General features: G+C 67.7%; 21 protein-coding genes. 12 read left to right on the forward strand and 9 right to left on the reverse strand.

From position 1 onward, the window contains the following. Positions 1 to 81: 81 nt before the first annotated feature. The 8 genes from ABD974_RS05550 to ABD974_RS05585 form a co-directional block, all read right to left on the reverse strand. On the reverse strand, positions 82 to 2244 hold the full coding sequence (locus ABD974_RS05550; protein WP_345302300.1) for a peptidase domain-containing ABC transporter: 2163 nt from the start codon (positions 2242 to 2244) through the stop codon (positions 82 to 84). A gap of 115 nt (positions 2245 to 2359) precedes the next feature. Beyond that, positions 2360 to 2650, reverse strand: a complete 291-nt coding sequence (locus tag ABD974_RS05555; RefSeq protein ID WP_345302301.1) for a hypothetical protein — start codon at positions 2648 to 2650, stop codon at positions 2360 to 2362. Between the two features lie 82 nt (positions 2651 to 2732). Continuing rightward, entirely contained in the window at positions 2733 to 2939 is a 207-nt protein-coding gene (locus tag ABD974_RS05560; RefSeq protein ID WP_345302302.1) for a hypothetical protein, read from the reverse strand. 83 nt (positions 2940 to 3022) lie between these two features. Then, positions 3023 to 3214: a hypothetical protein gene (locus tag ABD974_RS05565; RefSeq protein WP_345302303.1), complete on the reverse strand. Its 192-nt coding sequence runs from the start codon at positions 3212 to 3214 to the stop codon at positions 3023 to 3025. Positions 3215 to 3458: 244 nt separating this feature from the next. Then, complete coding sequence (locus ABD974_RS05570; protein ID WP_345302304.1) at positions 3459 to 3626, reverse strand: hypothetical protein; 168 nt, start codon at positions 3624 to 3626, stop codon at positions 3459 to 3461. Between the two features lie 79 nt (positions 3627 to 3705). Then, positions 3706 to 4008, reverse strand: a complete 303-nt coding sequence (locus ABD974_RS05575) for a hypothetical protein (RefSeq protein WP_345302305.1) — start codon at positions 4006 to 4008, stop codon at positions 3706 to 3708. Between the two features lie 139 nt (positions 4009 to 4147). After that, positions 4148 to 5275: an MvdC/MvdD family ATP grasp protein gene (locus ABD974_RS05580; protein ID WP_345302306.1), complete on the reverse strand. Its 1128-nt coding sequence runs from the start codon at positions 5273 to 5275 to the stop codon at positions 4148 to 4150. 45 nt (positions 5276 to 5320) lie between these two features. Continuing rightward, positions 5321 to 5959, reverse strand: a complete 639-nt coding sequence (locus tag ABD974_RS05585; protein WP_345302307.1) for a beta-barrel domain-containing protein — start codon at positions 5957 to 5959, stop codon at positions 5321 to 5323. An 18-nt stretch (positions 5960 to 5977) separates the two neighbouring features. On the opposite strand from ABD974_RS05585, the gene ABD974_RS05590 reads away from it, so the two are divergent. Both ABD974_RS05590 and ABD974_RS05595 read left to right on the forward strand, forming a co-directional pair. Beyond that, positions 5978 to 6907: an ECF-type sigma factor gene (locus ABD974_RS05590; RefSeq protein WP_345302308.1), complete on the forward strand. Its 930-nt coding sequence runs from the start codon at positions 5978 to 5980 to the stop codon at positions 6905 to 6907. 418 nt (positions 6908 to 7325) lie between these two features. After that, complete coding sequence (locus tag ABD974_RS05595; RefSeq protein WP_345302383.1) at positions 7326 to 9887, forward strand: serine/threonine protein kinase; 2562 nt, start codon at positions 7326 to 7328, stop codon at positions 9885 to 9887. A 67-nt stretch (positions 9888 to 9954) separates the two neighbouring features. Here ABD974_RS05595 and metK read toward each other — a convergent pair whose 3' ends face one another. Next, a complete protein-coding gene (metK, locus tag ABD974_RS05600; RefSeq protein WP_345302309.1) occupies positions 9955 to 11181 on the reverse strand; it encodes a methionine adenosyltransferase in 1227 nt (408 codons plus the stop codon). A gap of 205 nt (positions 11182 to 11386) precedes the next feature. Here metK and olsF point away from each other — a divergent pair, with 205 nt between their 5' ends. The 10 genes from olsF to ABD974_RS05650 all read left to right on the forward strand — a co-directional run bounded on the left by olsF (position 11387) and on the right by ABD974_RS05650 (position 24307). After that, positions 11387 to 13159: a bifunctional ornithine lipid synthase OlsF gene (gene olsF, locus ABD974_RS05605; RefSeq protein ID WP_345302310.1), complete on the forward strand. Its 1773-nt coding sequence runs from the start codon at positions 11387 to 11389 to the stop codon at positions 13157 to 13159. 269 nt (positions 13160 to 13428) lie between these two features. Further along, positions 13429 to 15315 carry a TonB-dependent receptor plug domain-containing protein gene (locus tag ABD974_RS05610; protein WP_345302311.1) on the forward strand — a complete coding sequence of 629 codons (1887 nt, stop codon included), beginning with the start codon at positions 13429 to 13431 and terminating at the stop codon, positions 15313 to 15315. Beyond that, complete coding sequence (locus ABD974_RS05615) at positions 15312 to 16028, forward strand: VTT domain-containing protein (protein ID WP_345302312.1); 717 nt, start codon at positions 15312 to 15314, stop codon at positions 16026 to 16028. Before ABD974_RS05610 ends, ABD974_RS05615 begins: the two co-directional genes overlap by 4 nt. Then, entirely contained in the window at positions 16025 to 17032 is a 1008-nt protein-coding gene (locus ABD974_RS05620) for a hypothetical protein (protein WP_345302313.1), read from the forward strand. Before ABD974_RS05615 ends, ABD974_RS05620 begins: the two co-directional genes overlap by 4 nt. 51 nt (positions 17033 to 17083) lie before the next feature. Then, positions 17084 to 19057 (forward strand): hypothetical protein, encoded by a 1974-nt coding sequence (locus ABD974_RS05625; RefSeq protein ID WP_345302314.1) that lies wholly within the window; start codon positions 17084 to 17086, stop codon positions 19055 to 19057. After that, on the forward strand, positions 19054 to 20106 hold the full coding sequence (locus ABD974_RS05630) for a ferritin-like domain-containing protein (protein ID WP_345302315.1): 1053 nt from the start codon (positions 19054 to 19056) through the stop codon (positions 20104 to 20106). The genes ABD974_RS05625 and ABD974_RS05630 overlap by 4 nt, the downstream gene beginning before the upstream one ends. Then, positions 20103 to 20483 carry a VOC family protein gene (locus ABD974_RS05635; protein WP_345302316.1) on the forward strand — a complete coding sequence of 127 codons (381 nt, stop codon included), beginning with the start codon at positions 20103 to 20105 and terminating at the stop codon, positions 20481 to 20483. Before ABD974_RS05630 ends, ABD974_RS05635 begins: the two co-directional genes overlap by 4 nt. A 28-nt stretch (positions 20484 to 20511) precedes the next feature. Beyond that, on the forward strand, positions 20512 to 22476 hold the full coding sequence (locus ABD974_RS05640; protein ID WP_345302317.1) for a hypothetical protein: 1965 nt from the start codon (positions 20512 to 20514) through the stop codon (positions 22474 to 22476). A gap of 11 nt (positions 22477 to 22487) precedes the next feature. Next, entirely contained in the window at positions 22488 to 23528 is a 1041-nt protein-coding gene (locus ABD974_RS05645) for a ferritin-like domain-containing protein (protein WP_345302318.1), read from the forward strand. Positions 23529 to 23593: 65 nt separating this feature from the next. Beyond that, the gene (locus tag ABD974_RS05650; protein WP_345302319.1) at positions 23594 to 24307 is read left to right on the forward strand and encodes a DJ-1/PfpI family protein; all 714 of its coding nucleotides are present in this window, start codon (positions 23594 to 23596) and stop codon (positions 24305 to 24307) included. The last annotated feature ends 16 nt before the right edge of the window (positions 24308 to 24323 follow it).

Here is a 24323-nt window from a genome sequence, read left to right on the forward strand (position 1 = left end):
GCGGAAATCACGCACGGCACCTCGCGGCGCCCTTGCGTTCGTTGCCGTGTCGGATGCGATTTCGACTCGCTTCCGCGCGAATCAGGCCGTGAGATCGCAGCGCAGCGGACGCGGTTCCGCGGGTTCTGCCTCGGCGCCGGCGACCAGCCGCAGCGCGGGTTCGCCGGGGCGGTACTCGCGCTCGATCCGCCCGTTCGACATGACCAGCACGCGTTCGGCGCTCACGATGGTCTCGGGGCGGTGCGCGATGAGGATCTTGGTCAGCTTCAGCCGGCGCACGGCGTCGTTCACGGCGCGCTCGGAGTCGACATCGAGGTGGCTCGTGGCTTCGTCCAGAAACAGGATGCTGGGCTGTTTGTAGAGCGCACGGGCGAGGATGATCCGTTGCTTCTGGCCGCCGGACAGCGCGGCGCCCATGTCGCCGATCAGGGTCTGGTAGCCCATGGGCATGCGCATGATGTCGTCGTGCACGGACGCGGATTGCGCCGCGGCCTCGATCCGCGCGAGGTCGAGGTCTTCGCTGCCGAAGGCGATGTTGTCGGCGATCGAGCCGGCGAACAGCTGATCGTCCTGCATCACCGCGCCGACGACCTGGCGATATTGACGCAGTCCGATGCAGGCGAGATCGCGGCCTTCGACGAGGACGCAGCCGGACTGCGGCTTGAACAGCCCGAGCATCAGTTTCATCAGCGTCGTCTTGCCGCAGCCGGACGGGCCGACCAGGGCGATGGTCTCGCCGGGCGCGACGCTGAAGGCGCAGTCGTCGATGACCAGCGGATCGGACTCGCCGAAGCGATAGACGAGCCCGCGGACTTCCAGGCCCAGCGGACGATCCTGCGGCAGCGGCATCGCATGCGGAGGATCGGCTTCTTCCGGCTCGCTCAGCACGATGTCGGCCAGACGCTCCGCCTGCACGCGCAGGGTGCGGAACGACATCCAGGTGTCGATGAGCCGGCTGATGCCGCCGGTGAACATGTCCTTGTACGACAGATAGGCGACGAGCATGCCCGCGGTCATCTGGCCGTGGATCACCAGCGATGCGGCGATGCCGACCACCAGCAAGCGCTCGACGCCGAACAGCATCTGGTTGGCGAAGCCGAAGCGGAGCATGAAGCGCTGGATGTCGAGGCTGACGTTCGCGGTGTCGGCCATCAGCGCGCTGAAGGTGGTCCGGCGCATGGATTCGGCGGCGTTGAGCTTCAGCGCCTGGATGCCGCGGATCGATTCGAGCAGATGGGTGTTCTGTTTGGCGGCCGCCGCCAGCTGCTGTTCGGAGAGACGCTTCAGGGTGGGGAAGGTCGCCCACCGGAACAGCAGGTAGAGGCCGACCGCGATCGTGCTGAGCAGCAGCAGTTTCCAGCTGTAGGACGCCATTACCGCCGCTGCGATCACCACCATCACCCCGTCGAGAAGCGCCTCGATGAAGCTGGAGCTGAGCGTGTTCTGGATCGCATGCACGGATTCCATGCGCGAGACGACATCGCCGAGATGGCGCTTCTGGAAGTAGTCCATCGGCAGCTTCAGAAGATGGGTCAGGATGCTGCCGAACCACTGCAGGCCGATCCGGGTGGACAGATACGCCAGACACCAGCTGCGCAGCCAGCCGATCATCGAGGTCACCAGCATTGACAGCAGAAAGCCGACGCTGATCAGCCACAGCAGATCCTGGTCGCGGGTGACCACGACATCGTCGAGGATCCACTGCATGTAGAAGGGCGTGAGCAGGCCGAACAACTGCAGGATCAGCGACAGCGACAGGATCTGCACCGCGGAACGCTTCAGGCCGGTGATCTGGCCGACGAGATGGCGCAGGGAAATGCTGTCGTCGGTCCTGCGCTTGGCGAACGCGGTGGTCGGCGACAGTTCCAGCGCGACGCCGGTGAAGTGTTGCGAGGCTTCCGCGAGCGACATCCGTCGCGTGCCGGTGGCGGGGTCGTGGATGACGATGCCGTTCGCGGACGCCTTCGCGAGCACGACGAAATGGTCCATGTTCCAGTGCAGGATGCAGGGCGTTTCGAGCTGGGGCATTTCTTCCAGTTCGATGCGCAGCGCGCGGCATTCCAGGCCGTAGGCATGCGCGTCCTCGATCAGCGCGGCGAGCGTGGTGCCGCGGATCGAGGACGGGAATTCGCGCTGCAGCGCGATCGCGTCCATGCCGTAGCCGTGGTAATCGAGGACCATGGCCAGACAGGCATGTCCGCATTGTGCGGCTTCGGCTTGCAGCAGGCTCTTGAGTGAGGGCATCGGTCGGGTTCGTGGCGGTGAAAATCCGTCCGGGCCGCATGGCCCGGGTGTTCTTGCGGCTTCGATCGACGCACGGCGCTGCGGCGTGGATCTGCCGCAGCGTCGTGCGAGTGGATCAGGGGCAATCCGGCGGCGCGATAGACACGTCGCGGCGCGTTCCGGAGGTCGGACAGTCGGCCTGCACGCCGGTGTCCGCCACGGTGCCGCTGTCGCTTTCGGGGTAGGTCTCGTTGACCGGCGGATTGCTGGTGTCGTCGTTGATGGCGGTGGTGTCGTTCAGCGGTGCGGTTTCCGGCACGCCTTCCGGATCGCCGGTGAAGATGTCGCGCCCCTGCGCGCCGTGCACCGAGCGGGTTTCCTCGACGGCGAGGATGCGGCCCAGGATGCGGTTCTTTTCGTCGTTCATGTGGTGATTCCTTAGCGATGGTGATGGCGTTCGAGCGGTTCGCCGCATTGCAGGGCGAGCCGTTCGAATGCATTGCGGAAGGTCAGCGCTGCACACCATGCAGCGACGGCTCGATCCGGGCGTCTTCGGCGGGAATGATGTCGTAGACATACCCGGTGTCCGTCGGCGGGAACGAACCGTTGTCCGCGCTGGGCGACGTAGGTCTGGCGCCGGAGACCGCGAGGGTTTCTTCGACGGCGAGCGTCCGGCCGAGGACGCGGCCGGTGTTGCGGTTGCTGTGATCGTTCATGTCTTGCTTCCTTGGCGTGGGTGATGGCATGCGGGCGGTTCGCCGCACCGGGCGACGAACCGCTCGGGTTCAGTGCGATGCGATCAGCGACCCGAGCCGCTGGAGGCGGGGCTGATGATGACGTCGATGAGGATGTTGGTATCGACGGTGTAGGCGCCGGTGTCCTGCGATTTGTTGGTATCGCCGGCGCTGGCGAGGGTCCAGCCGCCGGAGACGTCGTTCAGTTCTTCGACGGCGAGTACGCGGCCGAGCACGCGGTTTTCGATCTTGTCCATTTGCGTTCCTTGTATGGGTGATGGCGACGCGCAATCGCGTCGGGTGTGACATGGCGGTGTTTCGGTGACATCAGGTTTCGTCGACGGCACCGCCGGCCGGCGCGAAGCGATCTTCATGGCAGAGCGCGGACTGCGCGGTTCGGCTGTCTCGGCCGTATCGTCCGTCGTCTCCTGTCGCCAATGCCGCCGATGGCATCGGCGGCGCGTGCGCAGCGGACGGTATGCAGACCCTCGCGGCGCTGCTTCAATCGGTGATCGGACTGGTGGTGTCGACGACCGGGACGGTGTTGTCGGATTTCGTCGCCGAGTCGTACATCGTCGTTGTGGGTGCCTGGCGTTCGGCCCCGCAAACCGCGGCGGTTTCCTCGACGGCGAGCGTTCGGCCGAGGACGCGATCTTGTTCGTTCTTCATCTTGATGTCCTGCATGGAGGGCGTGATCGAGGATGCGCGACCTAAGTCGCGCATCCGGTGGCGATGGAACGCTTGCGGATCAGATCTGGATGTCCGGACGACGCGCCGGGCTGGTGTCGGTCAGCGCGCCGCTGTCCGCCGAGGTGCCGCTGTCGGCGGTGGTCCCGCTGTCCGCGGTGGTGCCGCTGTCGGCGGTGGTCCCGCTGTCCGAGACCGTGCCGCTATCGGCGGTGGTGCCGCTGTCCGACACGGTGTTGCTGTCGGCGGTGGGCAGCGTTTCCGGGAATGCCGCGAGGGTCAGCGGCGGCCTCGCGCCGGCGACGTCGTCCAGCTCTTCGACCGCCAGAATCCGGCCCAGTACGCGTGTTTCCTTGTCTTTCATGAGGGATGCTCCGTTGACGTCGACTGTCCTGTGGTGCCCGCGATCCGGGCCGGTCTTCATCGCGGCCGTCGACGATGTGCGATGAAGCGACCGCCGCCCGCACGTCTGCGGGTGCGCATGCGTGGAAGCGACGCCGCGATCACGCCGCAACGGCGTCCCGTTCGCAGGATTCGCCGCGACGACGTCGATCGTCTTCGCCGACGGTCTGCGGAGCGGTCGCTTCGATGAGTTCGGTCAGCCGCTGCGGGTCGGCCGGGCGTTCGTACACGAAGCCCGGATCGCCGCTTTCGATGAAGCCGCAGAGCGCGTCGAACAGCGTCAGCTCTTCGCACCACTGCTCGACGAAAATGAACTGCCCGGCTTCGTTGACTTCGAGGTAGATCCATTCGTCGTCGGGCGTGACGATGAAATCGAAGGCGCCGGCGACCAGGCCGAGACTGGACAACTGTTTCAGGCATGCCTGGTAGACCGCATCCGGCAACTGCACGCTGCCGTCGGTCATGCTGCCGTTCTGGTGCAGGCGCCAGTCCATCTCGCCGTATTCGATCCGCGACGAGTCGATCTTGAGCGCGAAGCAACTGGCGCCGAAGAACTGCGCCCTGACTTCGAACTGCTTTTTGACCTGTGCCTGGAAAATGCCGGGGGCGGCGCGCAGCAGCGCGTCGCCGGGCAGGTCTTCGCTGCGGACGCGCGCGGTATAGGTGGACAGGGTCTTGTCGTTTTCTTCCCAGGCTGCGCCGATCAGCGGCTTGTGGATCACGCTCGGATGGCGGTCGATGAACGCTCGGATCGCTTCCGGTCGATTGCTGACCAGGGTTTCCGGAATCCGCAGGCCGTTCTTCAGCGCGAGCTGCAACTGCTTCGGCTTGTGGTCGGCGTTGCGCGCGGCATCGTAGGGATTGATCCAGAACGCATCGCGCAACAGGCTGCGCAGCGATGCATCGGCGAAGCGGATCTGCTGCGCGACGTACTCGCGATCGCGTGGATCCACGCCCGGCGGGACTTTCGGGCCGAGCATGCGGCGGTTCCAGACCACGTCGAAATCGGCGATCGCGAAGCTGCCGTCGATGGTGTGCAGGCGGAGGTCGTCTCCCCACGCGTCGCCGTTCCTGTTGTAGGAGAACTCGATCTCCGCGCGTTCCGGAAAATCGGATCCGAAATAGCGCAGCACGCGATGGCCGCGGCGTTTCAGCGCCTTTTCCGCCAGCATCGCGTGCCAGTCGTCGGGCATGGTGTGGATGAAGACGGTTTTCTGCGGGCTCGACATGCGGTTCTCCTTGAATTCGGTCGGGCGTGGGCGTTCGGGGTTCGGTCATGCCTGGAAGCGTTGGCGAAGCCGTGCGAAAGGCTCGAACAGCCATTCGTAGAGGCGGCGTTTTTCGACGACGACCTCGGCCTGCACGCCGAGGCCGGGCTGCAGGTCGCGTTCCTTGCCTTGGTCGTCGCGGACGCGCTGGCGTTCGAGCGCGACGGTGACGCGGTAGGTGGCAGGCCGCGCGACGGCATCCGCGTTGTCGCGGGCCGCTGCAGCGTTCGTGATGGGTTGGCGCGCGATCCGCACGATCCGCCCGTAGTACTGGCCATAGTGCTGATGCGGGAACGCGGGATAGCGCAGCAGCACTTCGGCGCCGACGGTGGTCGAGGCCAGCAGGTCTTCCGGGACCGCCAACTGTGCTTCGAGCGTGGGGCCGTCGTCTTCGCCGCGCGGCGAAGACGACGCGGCATCGCCACCCACGCTGTCGATGGGCATGGCATCGACCAGCCGTCCTTCGATGCGGACTTTTCGCGCGTACTCGCCGGTGCACAGGAATGCGACCGCCAATGCGGCGGTGCCGATGGCGATCCAGGTCATGGCCCAGTGCGAGATCGGCTGGCGCAGGACGAGTCGACCCAGCCAGCGGTTGCGCCTGGCTTCGAGCACTTCGGGACGATAAAGCGGCGTCCGGCTCATCCGCGCCGCACACGCGCTGTGCGCCGATCCGCATGTCTCCGGCGTGATACGCACGGGACTCGCCCCGGGACGTTCGATGGTCTGCGATCGGCGGAAGAGTGCATTGCCTTCACGACGTCCTTTTCGTTGGCCGAAACGTCCCGGCCCATGCCGTCGGCATGGGATGAGGTGGGTGCGCTGCGGTATCGCCTATGGTTTACTTGGGCCGTTATTCGTAAGAAGAGCCGGTTTCCGGACATGGAGCGTGCGATGACCACGAAAGCAACCGGGACCCGGCTTGTCGCGGGCGCGCCGGTCGGAGGTGCGCCGGTCGACATCGGACCTGGCGACCCCGAGGGTGCGATCACCCGCCTGTTGGTGGATGCGCAGGCCGGCGAAGAGGCGGCCTGGAACAGGATCTACGCACTGGTGTATGCGGATCTCCATCGGATCGCGCGCGGGCAGATCCGACAACGCGCATTCGGCAGGATGTCCGCCACCTCGCTGGTCAGCGAAAGCTGGCTGCGTTTGAGCGGTGCGCATTTCAGCGTCGAGAACCGGAGGCATTTCACGTCGCTGGTCGCGCGCGCCATGCGTTTCGTGCTGATGGATGAAGTCCGTCGCGATCTCGCGGAGAAGCGCGGGGACGGCCAGTCCGTGTTCTCGCTCGACGAGGATATCGACCGCTGCTGCGACGACACGCTGGAAGACATGGTCGCGCTGGATGCGGCGCTGACGCGGTTGTCGGGCATCGACGAACGTCTGGCGCGTCTGGTGGAGATGCGTTATTTCGGCGGTCTCGACGAAAACGAGATCGCCGATGCGCTCGGTGTGACCGACCGCACGATTCGTCGCGATTGGCGCAAGGCGCGTGCGTTCCTGATGGTCCAGCTCGGCGGCGGCTGTTCCGGCCCGCTGGTCGACGGCTCGATTCGATCCGAAGCGGATCGCGAAGCGGCATATCGATGACATGGACATGTTTTTCAGGAAATGCAGGATGCGATCGCCGACACAACCGTCATCCTGGAAGTGAGCGTCGCTGACGCTCGACGTCGGCAGGAGGGAGGTGGCCATGGCCACGAAGGAAACGGTCGCAAGGGCCTTGGCGTTGTTCGATGGCTACGCCGAGATGGCGCATGCGGAATTGTCCGAAGCGCTGATGCGACTGCAGATCGAGGAGCCAGGCGTCTGCACCGAATTGATGCGACTGCTCGCTGCGGACGAGCAGACCTACACCTTTCCGTGGCCGTTGCGTTGGTTCACTGCGTCCGACGATGCGACTGCCGGCCGCTTCGACCCACAGGCCGCCGAGCGGCGCGACACCATCTGGCCGGACGGTACCCGGCTCGGTCCCTGGCGCGTCGAGGGCATCGTCGGGCTCGGCGGGATGGGCGTGGTCTATGCGGCGCAGCGCGCGGACGGGCTGTACGAGCGAGAGGTCGCGCTGAAGACCATCCGCGCGGAGTTGATGTCGCCGGCGATGCAGGAAGCCTTCGCGAAGGAGCGCCGCCATCTCGCGAAGCTGGACCATCCTTCGATCGTGACGCTGTACGACGCCGGCATCGCCGACGACGGTCAACCCTGGCTGGCGATGCCGCGCGTTTACGGCGAAGCCATCGATCGCTGGTGCGATGCGCATCGCGCCGACCTGCAAGTCCGCGTGCGGATGCTGGCCGAAGCCTGCGAGGCCATCGCCCATGCCCACGCCCACGGCGTACTGCATCAGGACATCAAACCGTCGAACCTGCTGGTGACCGCCGACGGCAAGGTGAAGTTGCTCGATTTCGGTCTGTCGGCGCTGCTGGGGCCGCAGGGCGAAGCGGGATTCGTGCGGATCGGGGTGAGTTCCGCCTATGCCGCACCGGAAGTCTTCGAGGGCGCGCCGCCCAGCGTCGCCATCGATGTGTACGCGCTCGGCGTGGTGCTCTACCGGATGCTGTGCGATGGGTGGCCGCGCAAGCCGCGATCGTTGGCCGCGATGCCGCCGGGCGCCGACGACATGCCGCAAAGCCCCAGCCGTCTGGCGCGCGATGCTTCAGTCGGGATCGCCCGCGCCCGCGGCATGCGCGATACGCAGGCGCTGTCGCGCGCGCTGCGTCCCGATCTGGATGCGATCGCGCTGCGCTGCGTGCATCGCGATCCGGTCGAGCGCTACGCCTCGATCGCGGATCTGTGCGCCGATCTGCGCGCGTGGCTCGAACGCAGGCCGGTGGCCGCGAGTCGTGGCGGCTGGGCCTATCGCGCCGTCCGTTACGTGCGTCGCAATGCGGTACCGGTCGCCGCGCTGGCCCTGCTCGCGTTCGGAGCGGTCGTCGGTGGCGGGATGGCGCTGCAGCAGCGCCAGCGCGCGCACCTGGAAGCGGACAACACCGAGATTCTCAGTCAGTTGTTCGAGAAGTCGCTGGGTGCGGCGACGCTGTCGTCGTTGGGCAGTACGCCCTTGAGTTCGAAGGCGTTGCTGGAGGATGTCGAGCGGCAGTTGCGTCGCGCCGCAGGCGAGCGTCGCCCGCAATTCCTTGCGCGAGGGTTGTCGGTCCTGGCGCGCTCCTATCTGGTGCGGGCCGATTACGCCAAGGTCCAGTACCTGCTGGCCGAGTCCGGCGCGCTGGACCCCGACAATCCGCTGCAGCGCGCCCGCAACGATGCCGTGCTCGCGCAACTGCTCAATGCACGGGCCAACACCCGGAAATCGGAGGCAGTGGCGCGCGCCGGGCTGCGACGCTTGCCGAAGCGGGGCGGACCGGAGGTGGTGCGTGCCCGGCTCGATCTGCAGTTGCAGCTCGCCATCGCCCGTTATGCCGCCGGAGACTCGAAGGACGCCGTCGCCATCCTCGACGAGGCGGTGAAGAACGCCGAATCCCTTGGCGTCTCGGGGGCGATTCCTCTGGCAGAATTGCTGGCCAAGCGCGGGAGCGTGAATCACGGTTCGGAGCCGATCGAGGCGGTAAAGCGCGATTTCGAGCGCGCGCTTTCGCTGATCGGAAAAGAAGACCATGTGATCCGCAATCGGATCGGCCGGCAATATGTCACGGTATTGCAGTACTCCGGTTATCCCGAGGACGCCCATCGTTATGCGTCGGAGGCGTTGATCACCAGTCTCGATGTCTTCGGGCCGCATCATCCGGAAACCGGACGCGCATGGAACACGATCGGCCTGACCTGGTATTACCGCGGAGATGCGCGTCGGGCCAGGATCGCGCTGCGTCTTTCCGCCGCGATCATCCGCAGCAGCGTTGGACGTTTTCATCCCGACCTTGGCCAGAGCATGCTGTTCGAGTCGGGGCTGGATTTCCTGGCGGGCGATCTGACCGCGGCGTTGGCGAAGTCCCGTGAGGCGACTGCGATCTACGAGCATGTGTTCGGGCCCGGCCACCAGGAGACGCTGCGGCGTTTCGGCGACAACGCCAACATGCTGATCATGCTCGGGCGTTACAGCGCCGGCGAACAGAGGAAGGCGGCCTATTACCGCGAGGCTGACGCACTGCTGTCGCGGATCATCCGGGAATCCGAACGCAAGAGGCAGACGACCACTTTCTTCCGCGATAAACACGCTGCGGCGCAGTTGTATTTCGGGCAGATCGAGGCTGCGCAAAAGAATGCGCTGGCTGCCGTTGCCGAGGCCGAGCGGGTTTATGGCGCGAAGAGCCAGTTGCTGGGGACCGCCCGGGCGTCGCTGCTGCAGGTGAGGGTGGCGCAGGGGCGTTGCGAGGATGCGCAGAGGCTTCTGGATGTGCTTTCGTCGGAGCTGATGCAAGAGGAAGAGCGCGATTTCAACGACTTCCTGCTGCTCGACTACATCTACGACACGCAAATCGCGTGTGGCGACAAGGCGTCGGCACGTGTCTCGTACGCGGCGCTGCGCCGGCTGGCGGAACGCAAGGGGTTGCATGACATCCTCGACACGCTGCCCAGGCCGGACACGCCGCCTGGCCGGTGGCGGCAGCGCTGAGGCGGACACAACGAAGAAGGGCGCCTCGCGGCGCCCTTCTTTCGCTGGGACTTCGAACGACGTCGACTTACTTCAGGCCCGAGGCCTTGCGCAGGTCGTCGGCCTTGTCGGTCTTTTCCCACGAGAAGGCGGTGGCCTTCACGGTCTTGCCTTCGCCGTCGACGTAGGAGACTTCCTTCGGCTTGCGGCCGAAGTGGCCGTAGGCGGCGGTGGCCTGGTACACCGGGTGGATCAGGTCGAGCATCTTCACGATGCCGTACGGACGCAGGTCGAAGTGCGCGCGGATCAGCTTCTCGATCTTCTCGTCCGGAATCTTGCCGGTGCCGAAGGTGGTGACCGAGATGCTGGTGGGTTCGGCCACGCCGATGGCGTAGCTGACCTGCACTTCGCACTTGTCGGCCAGGCCGGCGGCGACGATGTTCTTGGCCACGTAGCGCGCGGCGTAGGCGGCGGAACGGTCGACCTTCGACGGATCCTTGCCCGAGAACGCGCCGCCGCCGTGGCGGGCCATGCCGCCGTAGCTGTCGACGATGATCTTGCGGCCGGTCAGGCCGCAGTCGCCCACCGGGCCGCCGATCACGAAGATGCCGGTCGGGTTGATGTGGACCTTGTTCTTCGGCAGCTTCTCGAGCCACTTCTTCGGCAGCACCGGCTTCAGGATGGCCTCGTACACGCCTTCGACCAGATCCTTGTGCTTGATGCCCGGGTCGTGCTGGGTGGACAGCACCACGGCGTCGAGGCCGGCGATGGCGTTGCCGTCGTAGCGCAGGGTGACCTGCGACTTGGCGTCCGGGCGCAGCCACTTGAGCTTGCCGTTCTTGCGCACCTTGGCCTGCTGCTCGACCAGGCGGTGCGAGTAGTAGATCGGCGCCGGCATGTATTCCGGGGCTTCGTTGCAGGCGTAGCCGAACATCAGGCCCTGGTCGCCCGCGCCCTGTTCTTCAGGCTTCTTCGCCTTCTTGCTGGTGCCGTCCACGCCGGCGGCGATGTCCGGCGACTGCTTGCCGAGCATGTTGATGATGGCGCAGGTGTGGCCGTCGAAGCCGACGTTGGAGTTGTCGTAACCGATGTCGTTGATGACCTTGCGCGCCAGCGACTCGATGTCGACCCAGGCGCTGGTGGTGACTTCGCCGGCGACGATCGCGGCGCCCGTCTTCACCAGGGTTTCGCAGGCGACGCGCGCGCGCTTGTCCTGGGCCAGGATGGCGTCGAGCACGGCGTCGGAAATCTGGTCCGCGATCTTGTCCGGATGGCCTTCGGACACCGATTCGGAAGTGAAGAGGTAACTGGACATCGACAGGGCTTCCTTTGAAGATGTTGAGTGGATTCATCCCTTGATCGGGATGAAAAGATGGGCGCGCATCATACACCCCCCGCCCGACCGCTGCATGACCGCGGGTCGGGCCGGGGCAGTGTCACGCAATCGACGTACGGGCGCCATCCGGCTGTCGCCGGGCCGGGGCAGGCTGGCGGCCATCGCGGCCGACGCCCCCCACGCCATGCAGCCTCTCGAACGACAGTTACAGACCCGTTACCCGCACTGGTTTTCCGGCCGCCGGGCCGGATTGACCCGGACCGTCCTGCGCGGCTTGGGCCGCTGGTCGCGGTTCGACGAGATCACCGCGTTCCTGGCCCGGATCCCGGACGCCCGGGACTTCGCCTTCGTCGACGCCGCGCTGGATTTCCTGCAGGCCGACTGCCGGATGGACGCCGCGGATCTGGCGGCGATCCCCGCCAGCGGCCGCCTGCTGGTGGTGGCCAACCACCCGTCCGGGGCGCTGGACGCGCTGGCGCTGCTGGCGGCGCTCGGTCGGGTGCGGCGCGACGTGAAGATCGTCGCCAACGACGTGCTGACGGCGCTGGAACCGCTGTCGGGCCTGCTGCTGCCGGTGCGGATCCTGGGCGGGCGGCCGGACGCCGACAGCCTGCGCGCGATCGAGGACGCGCTGGAGGCGGACCAGTGCGTGGTGGTGTTCCCGGCCGGCGAGGTGTCGCGACTCGGGTTCGGCGGCGTGCGCGACCGGCGCTGGCGCCACGGCTTCCTGCGGTTCGCCCGCCGCTGCGCGGCGCCGGTGCTGCCGGTGCGGATCGAAGCGCGCAATTCGATGCTGTTCTACGGCGCGTCGGCACTGTACAAACCGGCCGGCACCGCGCTGCTGGCGCGCGAGATGTTCGCCCGTCGCGGCCGGCCGCTGCGCCTGCACGTGGGCCAGCCGATCCGGATCGATCCGTCGCGGCCGCCGCTGCAGAGCCTGCGCGAGGTGCGCCGCGCGCTGTATTCGCTGGGCCGTGCGCTGGGCCGTCGCGCGCCTGCGCGCGGACCGGAGCCGGTGGCGCCGCCGGTCGACCGCGCCGCGCTGGCGCGGGCGATGGCGCGGACCGAACTGCTGGGCCGCACCGGGGACGGCAAGGAGATCCGGCTCGCGGACCGCCTCGATCCCGAGGCGCCGCTGCTGCTGGAGATCGGGCGGCTGCGCGAGGAGACGTTCCGCGCGGTGGGCGAGGGCAGCGGCCGCAGCCGCGATCTCGACGACTACGATCCGCACTATCAGCACATCCTGGTGTGGGACGCGGCGGCCGGGCACATCGCCGGCGCCTATCGGGTCGCGCGCGGCGCGTCGATGCTCGCGCGTCGCGGCCTCGCCGGGCTCTATACCGCGTCGTTGTTCCGTTATGCCGACGAGGCCCTGCCGCGGTTGGCGCAGGGCCTGGAACTCGGCCGCAGCTTCGTGGCCCAGGCGTACTGGGGCAGCCGCAGCCTCGACTATCTGTGGCAGGGCATCGGTGCTTATCTGCGCCGGTATCCGCAGATCCGCTATCTGTTCGGCGCGGTCTCGATCAGCGCTGCGCTGCCGCAGCCGGCGCGCGAGCATCTGGTCGCGTACTACCAGCGCTATTACGGCTGCGGAGATGTCGTCGCCGAATCGCTGCGGCCGTTCCGCTATTTCGCCGCGCCGCCGAGCTACGGCGACATGAGCGCCGCGACCGCGTTCGACGTGCTCAGGGCCAATCTCGCCGCGCACGGCGCGACGGTGCCGGTGCTCTACAAGCAATACACCGAACTGTGCGAACCCGGCGGCGCGCGGTTCCTCGCCTTCGGCGTCGATCCGGCCTTCAGCGACAGCATCGACGGTCTGATCGAGGTCGATCTGCAGACGATCCTGCCGAAGAAGCGCCAACGCTATCTGCAGCCGCGCGATCCGCAGCGGCACGATTCGCAGCGGCGCGATGTCGCGTGCGGCGACCCCGATGCGTGCGGCATCGCAGCATGACGGATACCGCGCATCCGCCGTTTGCGCGCGGAGCGCTGGAGTGGGTTACATTCTCGACTGGATGACCGGCGTGCCCGGCAGGTGCGGGGCGCGGGTCCGTTGCATGGATCAGCGAGGCACAGGGAATGCGTGGACGGGGACAGGGGATGCGTGCGCCGTCGGCGCGCGGGGTTGCGGCGTCGTGCGCGGGACGGCTCGCGTCGTTCGCTTGGCCGCTCGCGCTGAGCGTGGGCCTTGCCCCGCTTGCGGCCGCCATCGCCGATGACGCCGTGGACGCACCCGGGCGGACGCGTCCGGTGCAACTGCTCGACGAAGAACGCATCACGGCCAGCGCACTGCCGACGACGGCCGCCGCGGCCACCCAGCACGTGACCGTGTTGCGCCGCGCCGAACTCGACGCGATGCGCGGGCAGAGCCTGTCGGAAATCCTGTCGCGGCAGGCCGGCGTGGTGATCGACCGTGGCCCGCGCAGCGGCGGTTACGGCGCGCTGTATCTGCGCGGCGCCGATCCCAGTCATGTGGTGGTGCTGATCGATCACGTGCGCCAGAACGATCCGCTGTCCTCGCGCGGCAGCGCGGTGGACCTCAACACCCTGTCGACCGACGACATCGAGCGGATCGAGATCGTGCGCGGCAACGCCAGCGTCGCGAATGTCGAGGCGATGGCCGGGCTGATCCATATCTTCACCCGGCGCGCGGCGGCCGGTGCCGGCGCGGGCGCCAGCATCGGCGGCGACGGCCTGCGCGGTGGCCAGGCCGCATGGTCCGGCGACGGTTGGCGGATCGGCGCGACGCAACGCGAGGACGGCGACGGCAGCGAAGGCTTCCATCGCAGCCGCGCCGCGAACGCCGGCTGGGAACACGACTTCGGCGAGACCACGACCCTGCGCGCCGCGCTGCGCGCCAGCGACAGCGAGAACCGCGGTTTCGCCGACGACAGCGGCGGCGCGCGGTATGCCGTGCTGCGGGCGCTGGACGTGCGCCGCAGCGAAACCCGGCAACTGTCGCTGCGCGGCGAGTTCCGGCCCGCGGCGGGTCGGCTTGAGGGAAGTGTGTTCGAAGTGCAACTGGCGACGCTGTCGCGCGATGGCGACGAGACCACGCCGGGCGTCGCGCCGGGGCTGCGCGATCCCTTCGGCCTGCCGGCGCTGACCGCGCGCACCGATTACAGCCGCGACGAACTGCATGCGGCCTGGCGGATGCCGCTGGGCGAGGCGTGGCTGCTCGGCGCCGGCGTGCAGCAACAGCGCGAACGTGGACGTTTCGACAGCCTGATCGACTTCGGCTTCTTCGCGCTGCCGGCGGAATTCGAACTGCGCCGCCGCACCGACAGCGCGTTCGCGGAGTTGCGCTGGCAGCGCGGCGACTGGACCGTGCAGGGCGGGCTGCGTCACGAGCGCACGTACGACGACGGCCGCGACGACGCGCGCGGCGCCACCCATCCGATGCTCTCGCTGCAGCATGCGCTGGGCGAAGGGCGCGGGCAGTGGGGCGTGTCGGTGGCGCGTTCGTCCAAGGCGCCGAGTTTCTACGCACTGGGTCATCCGCTGGTGGGCAATGCGGGCCTGCGCGCCGAGCGCGCGCTGCATCGCGAGATCTACTACGCGAACGATGCGGGCTCGGCCTGGCCGACGCGCATCACCCTGTTCAGCGCGCGCTATCGCGATCTGGTCGATTTCGATGCCGGCCCGCCGCCGCAGCTGGTGAATCGCGCGCGGATCGAGGCCGACGGGCTGGAGTGGCGCGGCGGGCATCGTTTCGGCAACGACTGGCGGCTGCAGCTCGACGGCACCTGGATGCGGGTGCGCGATCCCGATGGCGGCGTCGAACTGCGCCATCGTCCGCGCGTGCAGTTCGGCGCACAGCTGGCCGTGCCGCTGGGCGAACGCCGCGAACTGTCGCTGATGTTGCGCCATCTCGGTCGCCGCTTCGATTCCTCGATTCCCACCGGCGACCGCTGGCTGCGCGCGACGACCACGCTGGATCTCGGCCTGCGCCAGCGCTGGGGCCCGGTGCAGTGGCTGCTGTCGGTCGACAACTTGGCCGATGCGCGCGGCGAAGAGGTGATCGGCATCGACACCCCCGGACGCCGCGTCCGGCTTTCGCTGCAGTGGGACATGCAATCAGGCGGCATGCCGTCGGGCGGCATGCCGTGAATCGTTCCGCGCCGCTGCCGCCGACCGGTCGTGCGGAGTGGGCGCGGATGACGGTGGTGCTGGTCGTGTTGCTGGTGTGCGTGCTGGTGCCGTTCGCGCTGTGGGGCGATGCGCTGGAGCGCGCCGCGCCGCTGTGGCTGCGCGCGCAGGATGCGCGCGCCTGGCTGGCGGCGTTCGGCGTCGCGCTGCTGGTGGTGGATGTCCTGCTGCCGGTGCCCAGCAGTCTGGTCGCGGTGATGCTCTGCGTCGCGCTGGGTCCGCTGTGGGGCGGCGTGTGCGTGGCCGCGGGTGCCTGGCTCTCGTTCGTCGTCGGCTATGGCCTGGGCCGGCTGGTGCCTGAATCGCGGCTGCGGCGTTGGGTCGGCCCCCTGCTGTGGGACCGACTGCGCGATCGCGCGTCGGATCGCGCGCTGTGGTGGATCGCGGTCGCGCGGCCGCTGCCGGTGCTGGCCGAAATCAGCGCGCTGCTCGCCGGCGTATGGCGGGTGCCGCCGCTGCGTGCGTTCGCCCATGCCGCCGCCGCGGCCGGCGTGCTCGGCGCGCTCTACGGCGCCAGTGTCTGGATCGGCCGCGACGCCCCGCACATCGCCGCAACCGTCCTCGTCCTGCTGCTGTTGCCGGCGGTGACCTGGTGGCTGCATCGCATCGTCGTGCGCCGGCTGTTGTCGACGCGGCCCGAGACACCTCTTTCCACCGATCAGGAGGCGCCATGACCATCCCGCATCGCTCGTCGTCGTTCCATGCGTTCGTCCGCATCGCCGTCGCGTCGCTCGTCGTCTGGGCCTGCGGCTGCGCCAGCGCCGCGGAAGGCGTGCGCGAAACGCCCGCCGAACGCCACGTCTATTACACCGGCGGTGTCCACAACGATCTCGGATGCCTGCCGCCGGAGCGCTGCATCTACACGCGCAAACCCGGCGAACCGACCGATCCGCTGTATCCGCAGTGGTGGGTCAGCACCTGGACGATGTATCGGGTGTTCGCGAACTACGACACCTATCCGCCGCCGTACGCGTCGCCGCCGGCGGGGCTGACGCCCGCGGACTATCAGGTGTCGTACGGCGCGAGCTATTACGATTCGACCTACGTGCCGAAGGATCGCGACGGCGAAGGCGCGATGATGGAGTACTACGACAAGTACTGCCTGCCGATCTTCCCGTCGGCGAACAACTTCAGCTGCGCCTTCGTCTCGCTGGGCAACAAGGCCTACTTCCTGCGCTACGCCGACCGCCCGGCGGGCACGCCGGCGTGCTGCAAGTTCTCGCCGAGGAATCATCCGCCGCGGCGCGATTTCATCAAGCATCTGCCCTACGACGCCGCGCGCAGCGCGCATCTGGGCGGCGCGATCCAGGCCTACGCGCGTGAGGTCGGTCCGCAGAAGATCCTCTTCGGTTACGCCTTCTGGCGTACGCCGACGTCCGACGATCCGGTCGATCCCGCCTCGGTGCCGTATCGCCATCCGCAGTCGTTCTATTTCTCCGGCTCGCCGACCGATCCGCCGAATGCGCCGATCGTCAGCCAGAACTACGACAGCTTCCGCGCGCAGCGCCCGGATCCGCGCCACACCTGGGATCAGGTCGCGCAGATGTGCCCGGCCGAGCCCGAGTGGTGCTGCCTGTTCGAAGGCGATTGCCCCGACAAACAGCGCGGCGCGAAGGGTCTGACGGACACGCCCCCGGGCGCGAGCTGGTCGGACATGAACCCCGACGTGCGTCGCTGAGCCGCACGGCAGCGCGACGCAGGCACGAAAACAGGCAACAGGAGGTTTCCGATGAGCTATCTCGACGTACCGAGGCTGCATTTCTCGGGCTGGTTCCAGGCCGATGTCTCGACCATCAACAACGATGTGCGCACGTTCCAGAACGCCTCTTTCGTGCCGGAGTACCAGCAGCTCAACCAGAACGGCAGCTGGAATCCGGAGGGCACCGGCGTCTATCGCTTCCTCGACTGCGTGGTCACCGGCGGCGTGCTCGACGGCCTGATGCTGGTCGATCCCAGCCAAGACCCGGCGATCGGCATGTCGGTGGAGAACGCCGACCGGCGCGCGCCGGGCAAGCTGGTGGATCTCGACCCGCAGCAGCAGATGGTCTCGGAAATCTGGGGCATGCAGGTGCGGCTGCTGGATGCGGCGCGACGCGAGGCGCTGTGCGGGGAATACGTCCCCGGCCCATTCTGCAATCTGTGGAAGCGGCAGCAGACCGGCGTGCCGCGCGACCAGCAGCTCGCGGCGAACTACCAGTCGGTACTCGATGCGACCGCCTGGGCCGACGAACTGGATTCGCCGCTGCTGCGCGCGCTGCGCGACCGCAGCGACGACGGCATGCTCTCGATCTGCTTCAACGTCTACGGTTACGGCCGCGATTCCACCATTCCGCGCTACACCATGGGGCATCTGGTCGGCAGCATCGGTCCGTACCGCCGCGGCGAGCCCAAGCATTACGTGTTCGGCCGGCAGATGGTCGCCGATACAACCGCGTCGCTGATGGTGCCCGCGGGCGGCGTCTACAACGTGCAGGGGCGCTTCGATGCCGAGGCGTGCCGGCTCACGCTCGATCTCGGCAACACCTTCCCGATCGAGGACGCCAACAGCGGACTGATGGACATCGGCCAGGTGCTGGTGGGCGTGCTGCGCGACAACCCGCAGGCGACCCTGGCGTCGGTGCACGCGTCGCAGGTGGCGATCGTCGGCGAAGTGCCGTATCGCAATCCGGACTGGTACGGACAGACCGCGGGCGTGCAGGACTTCGATCTGCACGGCCAGCGCGAAGCGATGGCGCTGCTGCCGGAACATCCGCTGGTGCTGCTGTCGCCGGTGCCGGCGTCGAGCACGTACAAGGTCTTGCTGCAGGAAACCGTCGACGGCCTGTATCTGCGCGCGGACCAGTTCGTGTTCCGGCTGGATCCGGGCGAAACCGCGATGCTCGAACTGCGCGCCAGCCGCTTCGGCCAGGCACTGGTCGAGGCCGACATCGCGCTCACGCCGACCCAGGGCCTGATGGGCGGTTCCGGCGGCGGCGCGACGATGTCGCCGCCGACGCGGCCGGACGCGGCGATCCCCGATATCGCAACGCCGGCCGATGCGTTCGCGTTTCCCTGCCGCCTCCGCACCGACGGCGACGGTTACGCCGCGGCGACGCTGCGCATGCGCGACGACGGCCCGGGCACGCCGCGTGGTTACATCGCCGGACAGCTGTACGGCGTCGCCTATCGCCTCGACCGCCAGCCGCCGGGCTATCTGTCGAATCCGCTGAATTACGTCAGCGTGCTGGCCTTCAGCGGCAAGACCGTGCCCGATTCGCCGACCTGGTACGACGATATCCAGCCGGTGTTCGCGCAGTACGGCAATCTCTATCCGATCATGAGCCGCTACGTGGTCGATCTGAACGATTACGCCTCGGTGTGCACGCGGGCGAAGGCGCTGCATCTCGCGTTCTCGCTGCCGCGGCGCGATTCGAACCACATGCCGGTGACCCGCGATCTCGGCCGCGGCGATCGCGACACCATCCTGAAATGGCTGTCCACGCCCGATGTCGACGGTCTGCCGCGCCTCGGTCGCCCGGTGATGGCATCGGCCGCCGTGGCGTCCGCAGGCGCGTCCGAAGCTGCGCCGCAGATGCCGGCAGCGTCCGCGCCCGCGCAGCCCGATCTCGGCCTGCTGCCGGAACAGGGCGGCGGCAAGACCGCCTTCCTTCTGCAATTCGAACGTCGCCGCCGCGGCGCGACGCCGTCGGGAGACGCCCCATGATCCGCCTGCACGCATCCGTCATCGAAGGCATCCGCCAGGCCGATACGCCGGCCGAGCTGCATCGCTATCTGCAGAACGCGATCGAGCTGGAGCACAGCACGATCCCGCCGTATCTCACGGCGATGTTCTCGCTGCGCCCGGGCGTCAATCGCCGCATCGGCGAGCTGATCCGCAGCATCGTGATCCAGGAGATGCTGCACATGAGCATCGCCGCCAACATCCTGATCGCGATCGGCGGGCGGCCGCAGATCAACACGCCCGGTTTCGTGCCGAAATACCCGGGCCCGCTGCCGATGCAGGTCGGCGACGGCCTGATCGTCGGCATCGAAGCGTTCTCGATGCCGGTGGTGAAGAACGTGTTCATGGCGATCGAGCAGCCGGAAGACGAAATCCCGGTGCGCCTGATGGCCGCGCAGGAGGGCGCGGAGCCCGAGTTCGCCACCATCGGCCAGTTCTACGATGCCATCCAGGCGCAGATCCGCGCGCTGGGCAACGACATCTTCGTGGTGCCGACCGCACCGCCGCAGCTGGTCGCGCCGCACTGGTTTCCGCCGGACAAGCTGTACCCGATCGTCGATGTCGATTCCGCCTGCCGCGCCATCGATCTGATCAAGATCGAAGGCGAGGGCACCTCGACCACGCCGTTCCAGTCGCCCGACGATCCCGCGCATTTCTACAAGTTCGGTTCGATCGTCGCCGGCCGCGAACTGATCGCGACCCCGACCGGCTACGCCTATGGCGGCGCGCCGATCCCGTTCGATCCCGACGGTGTGTGGCCGCTGCGTCCGAACTGCCGGATCGCCGACTTCGCGCCGGGCACCCTGGCGCGTACCCGCATCGAGCAGTTCGCCTACAACTATTCGTCGCTGCTGAATTCGCTGCATCTGGCCTTCAACGGCGAGCCGGAGCGGCTGGATGCCGCGATCGGACTGATGTACGACCTGCGTGTGCTGGCGGTGGCGATGATGCAGATCGTGGCCGATCCGGGGACCGGACAGACCGTCGGTCCGAGCTACGAGTACGTGCGCGTGCAGGGCGGGATGTCATGAGCGCGCGGCGCAACCGTCATCCCGGGGTGATGTTCGAGATCATCGCGAAGGACCAGGAGAAGGCCAAGGCGTTCTACGCCGAGGTCTTCGGCTGGACCTACGACAGCGGCACCGGCGGCTTCGCCTACGTGCATTTTCCGGAGGACGCGACGCCGCTGCTCGGCGGCATCGGCCAGGCGCGGAAGGACGTGCCCGGCTTCGAGCCCGGGCACAACTTCTACCTTCGGGTCGAATCGCTCGAAGCCACGATCGATGCCGCGGTCGCCGCGGGCGGACACCGGTTCGTGCCGCCGGTGGCGATCGACGGCTACCGCTTCGCGATGATCCGCGACCCCGAGGGCAATCCGATCGGGCTGATCGAACCCTTCGCGGCCTGAGCCGCACGACTTCAATGGAGTGATCGCAATGAGTTATCTCGACCCGCTCCGGCTGCATTTCGCCGGACGCTTCCAGGCCAACGTCTCCACGGTCAACAACGACCCGGGGCATTTCGACAACGCGATCTTCCAGCCCGCGTGGCAGACGATGGAAGGCATCAACATGAATCCGCCGAACGGCTGGTTCAATCCCGAAGGCGACGCCGACTGGCGCTTCCTCGGCTGCGGCATCACCAGCGCGTGGATGCCCACCGCCACGTCGCCTTCGGCGGCGGTGCCGGCCGGCGATCCGGTGCTCGCCTGTCTCATCGCCGATTCGGATGCGAAGGCGCCGGCCAAGCTGGTGGATCTCGATCCCGAGCAGCAGCTGGTCTCGGAAATCTGGGGCCTGCAGGTGCGCATCGCCGACGCCGACGGCAATACGCTGCTGCGCGGCGACTACGACCCGGCGGCGTTCATCGACATCTGGGATCGCGCGACGGTGTCGGCCGGCGGCGACGCCGACGCCGGCGCGATGTATCAGTCGATCCTCACCAATCTGCAGTGGGGCGACGTCTCGGCGTCGCCGTTCCTGCTCGCGCTGCAGGCCGCGGCCGCCGACGGCGTGCTGTCGATCAAGTTCAACGTCGACGCCTTCAACCTCGATTACACCTCGCCGCAGTTCATGACCGGGCGCATCGCCGGCACCATCGGCCCGGCCGCGGCCACGGACCCGAAGCACATGGTCTTCGGCCGCCATTTCATGGCCGGCCCCAGCACCGGCGGCAATTTCTACATGCCGCCTGGCCAGCTGAATTACTGCGTCGCGACGGTCGATGCCGCCGGCGGTCATCTCTATCTCGACCTCGGCAACGCGCTGCCCACCGGCGCCGGCGGCGCGATGGTGGATCTCGGCGACCTCACCGTCGGCGTCTACGACCCGCTGGCGACGCCGGGCAATCCCGCCGGAACCACGGTCGCCATCGGCACCGTGCCCGCGGGCGGCAGCGGCGGTTACGCCTCCGATCCGGACTGGTACGCGCGCACCGCGGGCGTGGTGGTGCTGCCCATTCCGTCGACGCTGCTGTCGATGGTGCGGACTTCGGCGCTGCTCATCACCGGCAATGCCGGCGTGTCCATTTCGGAGTGGAGCAGCGGCGCCTACGTCCGCGCCGACACCTTCGTGTATCGCATGAGCCCGGGCCAGCCCGCGGAGAACATCGCGATCTACGCGATGCGGTTCGGCGTGCCGGTGCACGCGGGCACGCAGATCGGCATCGTCGCCGATGCCTCGCAGCTGCAGACGCAGGTCGGGTCCGGTTTCCCCTTCGTCACCACCAGTCCGCCGGTGGCGACGCCCGACGGCGTGCTCGGGTATGCGGCCAGCGTGCCCACCGACGCCAACGGCTGCGCGCTGCTCTCGCTCACCGCCGGCGACCCGAAGACGCCGCGCAATTTCAACATTGGTCCGAGCAATCCGACCGGCGACTACGGCATCGACGGTCAGGTCTACGGCCTGCGTCCGGGCTTCGTCGACACGCAGACCTTCGGCGATGCGCCGATCAATCAGTGGGATTTCATCAGCGTGCTGGTGTTCAGCGGCTTCGCGCCGAAGACGCCGGGACAACCGACGTGGTACGACGACCTGCAGCCGATCTTCCAGCAGTACGCGAATCTCTATCCGGTGATGAACCGCTTCCTGGATCTGTCGAACTACGATTCGGTCGCGACCCATAGCCGCCTGCTCACGCTCGCGTTCGGGCTCGATCCGTCCAACCCGAATTCGATGCCGGTCACCCGCGATCTGTCGCCCGCGAAACGCCAGGCCGTCCTGCAGTGGCTGCAGAACGGCATGCCGTTGGGCACGCCGCCGGCGAAGGCGGCGATCGCGCGCACGCCGACGACATCGCCGACGCCATCGCCCACGCCGCCGGCGACCGCCGTGCCGGTGCCCGCGCAGCGCGGCGGCAAGGCGATGGCCGCCGCGCGCCGCCAGATCCTGCAGGCCCACTGAGGAGAGCGACCATGATCCAACTCAAGCGCAGTCTGGCCGAAGGCCTCAAGCAGCCGACCCCGCAATCGGTGATCGACGCCCTGCAGAACGCGGTCGTCCTCGAACACGCGACCATTCCGGTGTACCTCTACGGGCTGTACTCGCTGGACCCGGCGCGAAATCCCGACATCGTCGCGATCCTGCGTTCGGTGGTGGTCGAGGAAATGCTGCACATGACGCTGTCGTCGAACGTGCTGAACGCGCTCGGCGGCGCGCCGGTCATCGATACGCCCGGGTTCATTCCGACGTACCCGGGCCCGTTGCCCGGCGCGGTGGAAAGCAGCCTGATCGTGCATCTGCTGCCGTTCTCGCAGGACCAGCTGATGACCTATCTGCAGATCGAACAGCCGCAGAACCCGCTGCCGATTCCTGGCGACCCGCCGCCGACCGACGACGGCATCACCATCGGCGAGTTCTACACCGCGATCTCCGACGCCATCGCGACCCTGGGCGACGGCGCGTTCGTCGATCCGCCGCGCAATCAGGTCGGCCCCGATCTGATGCCGGGCGCCATCGTCGTCACCGATGTCGCCAGCGCGCAGGCGGCGATCGCGACCATCATCGAGCAGGGCGAAGGCAGCAGCACGTCGCCCGAGGAAGCGGCGCAGAGCGCCGAACCCGCGCATTACTACCGCTTCATGCAGATCCTCGCCGGCGCGCTGCTGGCATCCGCGCCGGGCAAGACCCCGCCCTGGTCCTTCAGCGGCCCCGCGGTCGCGTTCGATGTCGGCGGCGTGTATCCGCTGCCGAACGATCCGAAGTCCTCGGACTATCCGCCGGGTTCGGCGCAGGCCTTCGCCAACGACAATTTCAACTACACCTACACCAGCCTGCTGAAGACGCTGCACGGTCTGTTCAACGGCCAGAACACCCAGGACCAGATGAACAACGCCATCGCGCTGATGATGTCGCTGAAGGGACAGGCGAAGGCGATGATGGCCGGCATCCCGAATCCGTCCGCACCCAACACCGGCCCGAGTTTCGAATATCAGCCGGTGAATCCACGCCACTGACCGCGCCGGCGCGCACGCATCGCCGCCGCGCATCCGTGCGGCGGACATTCCCGGAACCACACCTCATGTCCAGCACCCGCACCCTCACCGTCGGCTTCGTGCTTTACCCCGGCTGCACCCTGCTCGACTTCGCCGGCGCCACCCAGATCTTCGCCTACACCCCGGGCTTCCAGGTGGTCTGGATCGGACAGGATCTGAAGACGCCGATCCCGACCACCGAAAGCGTCACCGTCAACGCCAGCGCCACGTATGCCGATCACCCGCCTTTGGACATCGTGTTCGTGCCCGGCGGCGGCAGCGATGGCGTCGGCGCCGCGATGCAGGACAAGGACCTGATCACCTGGCTGAACGCCGTCGCCGCCGATGCGCAGTGGGTGGGCTCGGTCTGCACCGGCGCCTTCATCCTCGCTGCGGCCGGCCTGTTCGACGGCTGCAGCGTCACCACCTACTGGAGCGCGCGTCCGGTGCTGGCGATGTTCCCGCGGCTGGAAGTGGTGCCGGGCTATCCGCGCTGGCACATCGACGACGACAACAAGCGCTTCAGCGGCGGCGGCATTTCCTCGTCGATCGATCTCGCTTTGGAACTGGTGCAGACGATCGCCGGCACCGAGACCGCGAACACCAGCCAGTTGTTCGTGCAGTACGCCCCGGCGCCGCCGGTGCATGCCGGCGATCCCACCGAAGCCTCGCCGGAACTGGTCATCAGCGTCACCCAGTCGCAGGCCGATTTCACCGCGGGCCTGGTCGCCGCGACGAAGGCGGTGCTGGGTCAGGGCTGAACGTCGCGTCGAAGCG

The organism is Lysobacter hankyongensis (assembly GCF_039543145.1).
Lineage (GTDB): Bacteria > Pseudomonadota > Gammaproteobacteria > Xanthomonadales > Xanthomonadaceae > Lysobacter_I > Lysobacter_I hankyongensis.

Excerpts from the sequence above, each read along its gene's own strand:
- ABD974_RS05580 (WP_345302306.1), bottom strand. The coding sequence starts at position 5,275 with ATGTCGAGCCCGCAGAAAACCGTCTTCATCCACACCATGCCCGACGAC.
- ABD974_RS05635 (WP_345302316.1), top strand. The coding sequence starts at position 20,103 with ATGAGCGCGCGGCGCAACCGTCATCCCGGGGTGATGTTCGAGATCATC.
- ABD974_RS05620 (WP_345302313.1), top strand. The coding sequence starts at position 16,025 with ATGACCATCCCGCATCGCTCGTCGTCGTTCCATGCGTTCGTCCGCATC.
- ABD974_RS05575 (WP_345302305.1), bottom strand. The coding sequence starts at position 4,008 with ATGAAAGACAAGGAAACACGCGTACTGGGCCGGATTCTGGCGGTCGAA.
- metK (WP_345302309.1), bottom strand. The coding sequence starts at position 11,181 with ATGTCCAGTTACCTCTTCACTTCCGAATCGGTGTCCGAAGGCCATCCG.
- ABD974_RS05565 (WP_345302303.1), bottom strand. The coding sequence starts at position 3,214 with ATGGACAAGATCGAAAACCGCGTGCTCGGCCGCGTACTCGCCGTCGAA.
- ABD974_RS05625 (WP_345302314.1), top strand. The coding sequence starts at position 17,084 with ATGAGCTATCTCGACGTACCGAGGCTGCATTTCTCGGGCTGGTTCCAG.
- ABD974_RS05650 (WP_345302319.1), top strand. The coding sequence starts at position 23,594 with ATGTCCAGCACCCGCACCCTCACCGTCGGCTTCGTGCTTTACCCCGGC.
- ABD974_RS05570 (WP_345302304.1), bottom strand. The coding sequence starts at position 3,626 with ATGAAGAACGAACAAGATCGCGTCCTCGGCCGAACGCTCGCCGTCGAG.
- ABD974_RS05645 (WP_345302318.1), top strand. The coding sequence starts at position 22,488 with ATGATCCAACTCAAGCGCAGTCTGGCCGAAGGCCTCAAGCAGCCGACC.
- ABD974_RS05595 (WP_345302383.1), top strand. The coding sequence starts at position 7,326 with ATGGGCGTGGTCTATGCGGCGCAGCGCGCGGACGGGCTGTACGAGCGA.
- olsF (WP_345302310.1), top strand. The coding sequence starts at position 11,387 with ATGCAGCCTCTCGAACGACAGTTACAGACCCGTTACCCGCACTGGTTT.
- ABD974_RS05630 (WP_345302315.1), top strand. The coding sequence starts at position 19,054 with ATGATCCGCCTGCACGCATCCGTCATCGAAGGCATCCGCCAGGCCGAT.
- ABD974_RS05640 (WP_345302317.1), top strand. The coding sequence starts at position 20,512 with ATGAGTTATCTCGACCCGCTCCGGCTGCATTTCGCCGGACGCTTCCAG.
- ABD974_RS05585 (WP_345302307.1), bottom strand. The coding sequence starts at position 5,959 with ATGAGCCGGACGCCGCTTTATCGTCCCGAAGTGCTCGAAGCCAGGCGC.
- ABD974_RS05560 (WP_345302302.1), bottom strand. The coding sequence starts at position 2,939 with ATGAACGATCACAGCAACCGCAACACCGGCCGCGTCCTCGGCCGGACG.
- ABD974_RS05555 (WP_345302301.1), bottom strand. The coding sequence starts at position 2,650 with ATGAACGACGAAAAGAACCGCATCCTGGGCCGCATCCTCGCCGTCGAG.
- ABD974_RS05550 (WP_345302300.1), bottom strand. The coding sequence starts at position 2,244 with ATGCCCTCACTCAAGAGCCTGCTGCAAGCCGAAGCCGCACAATGCGGA.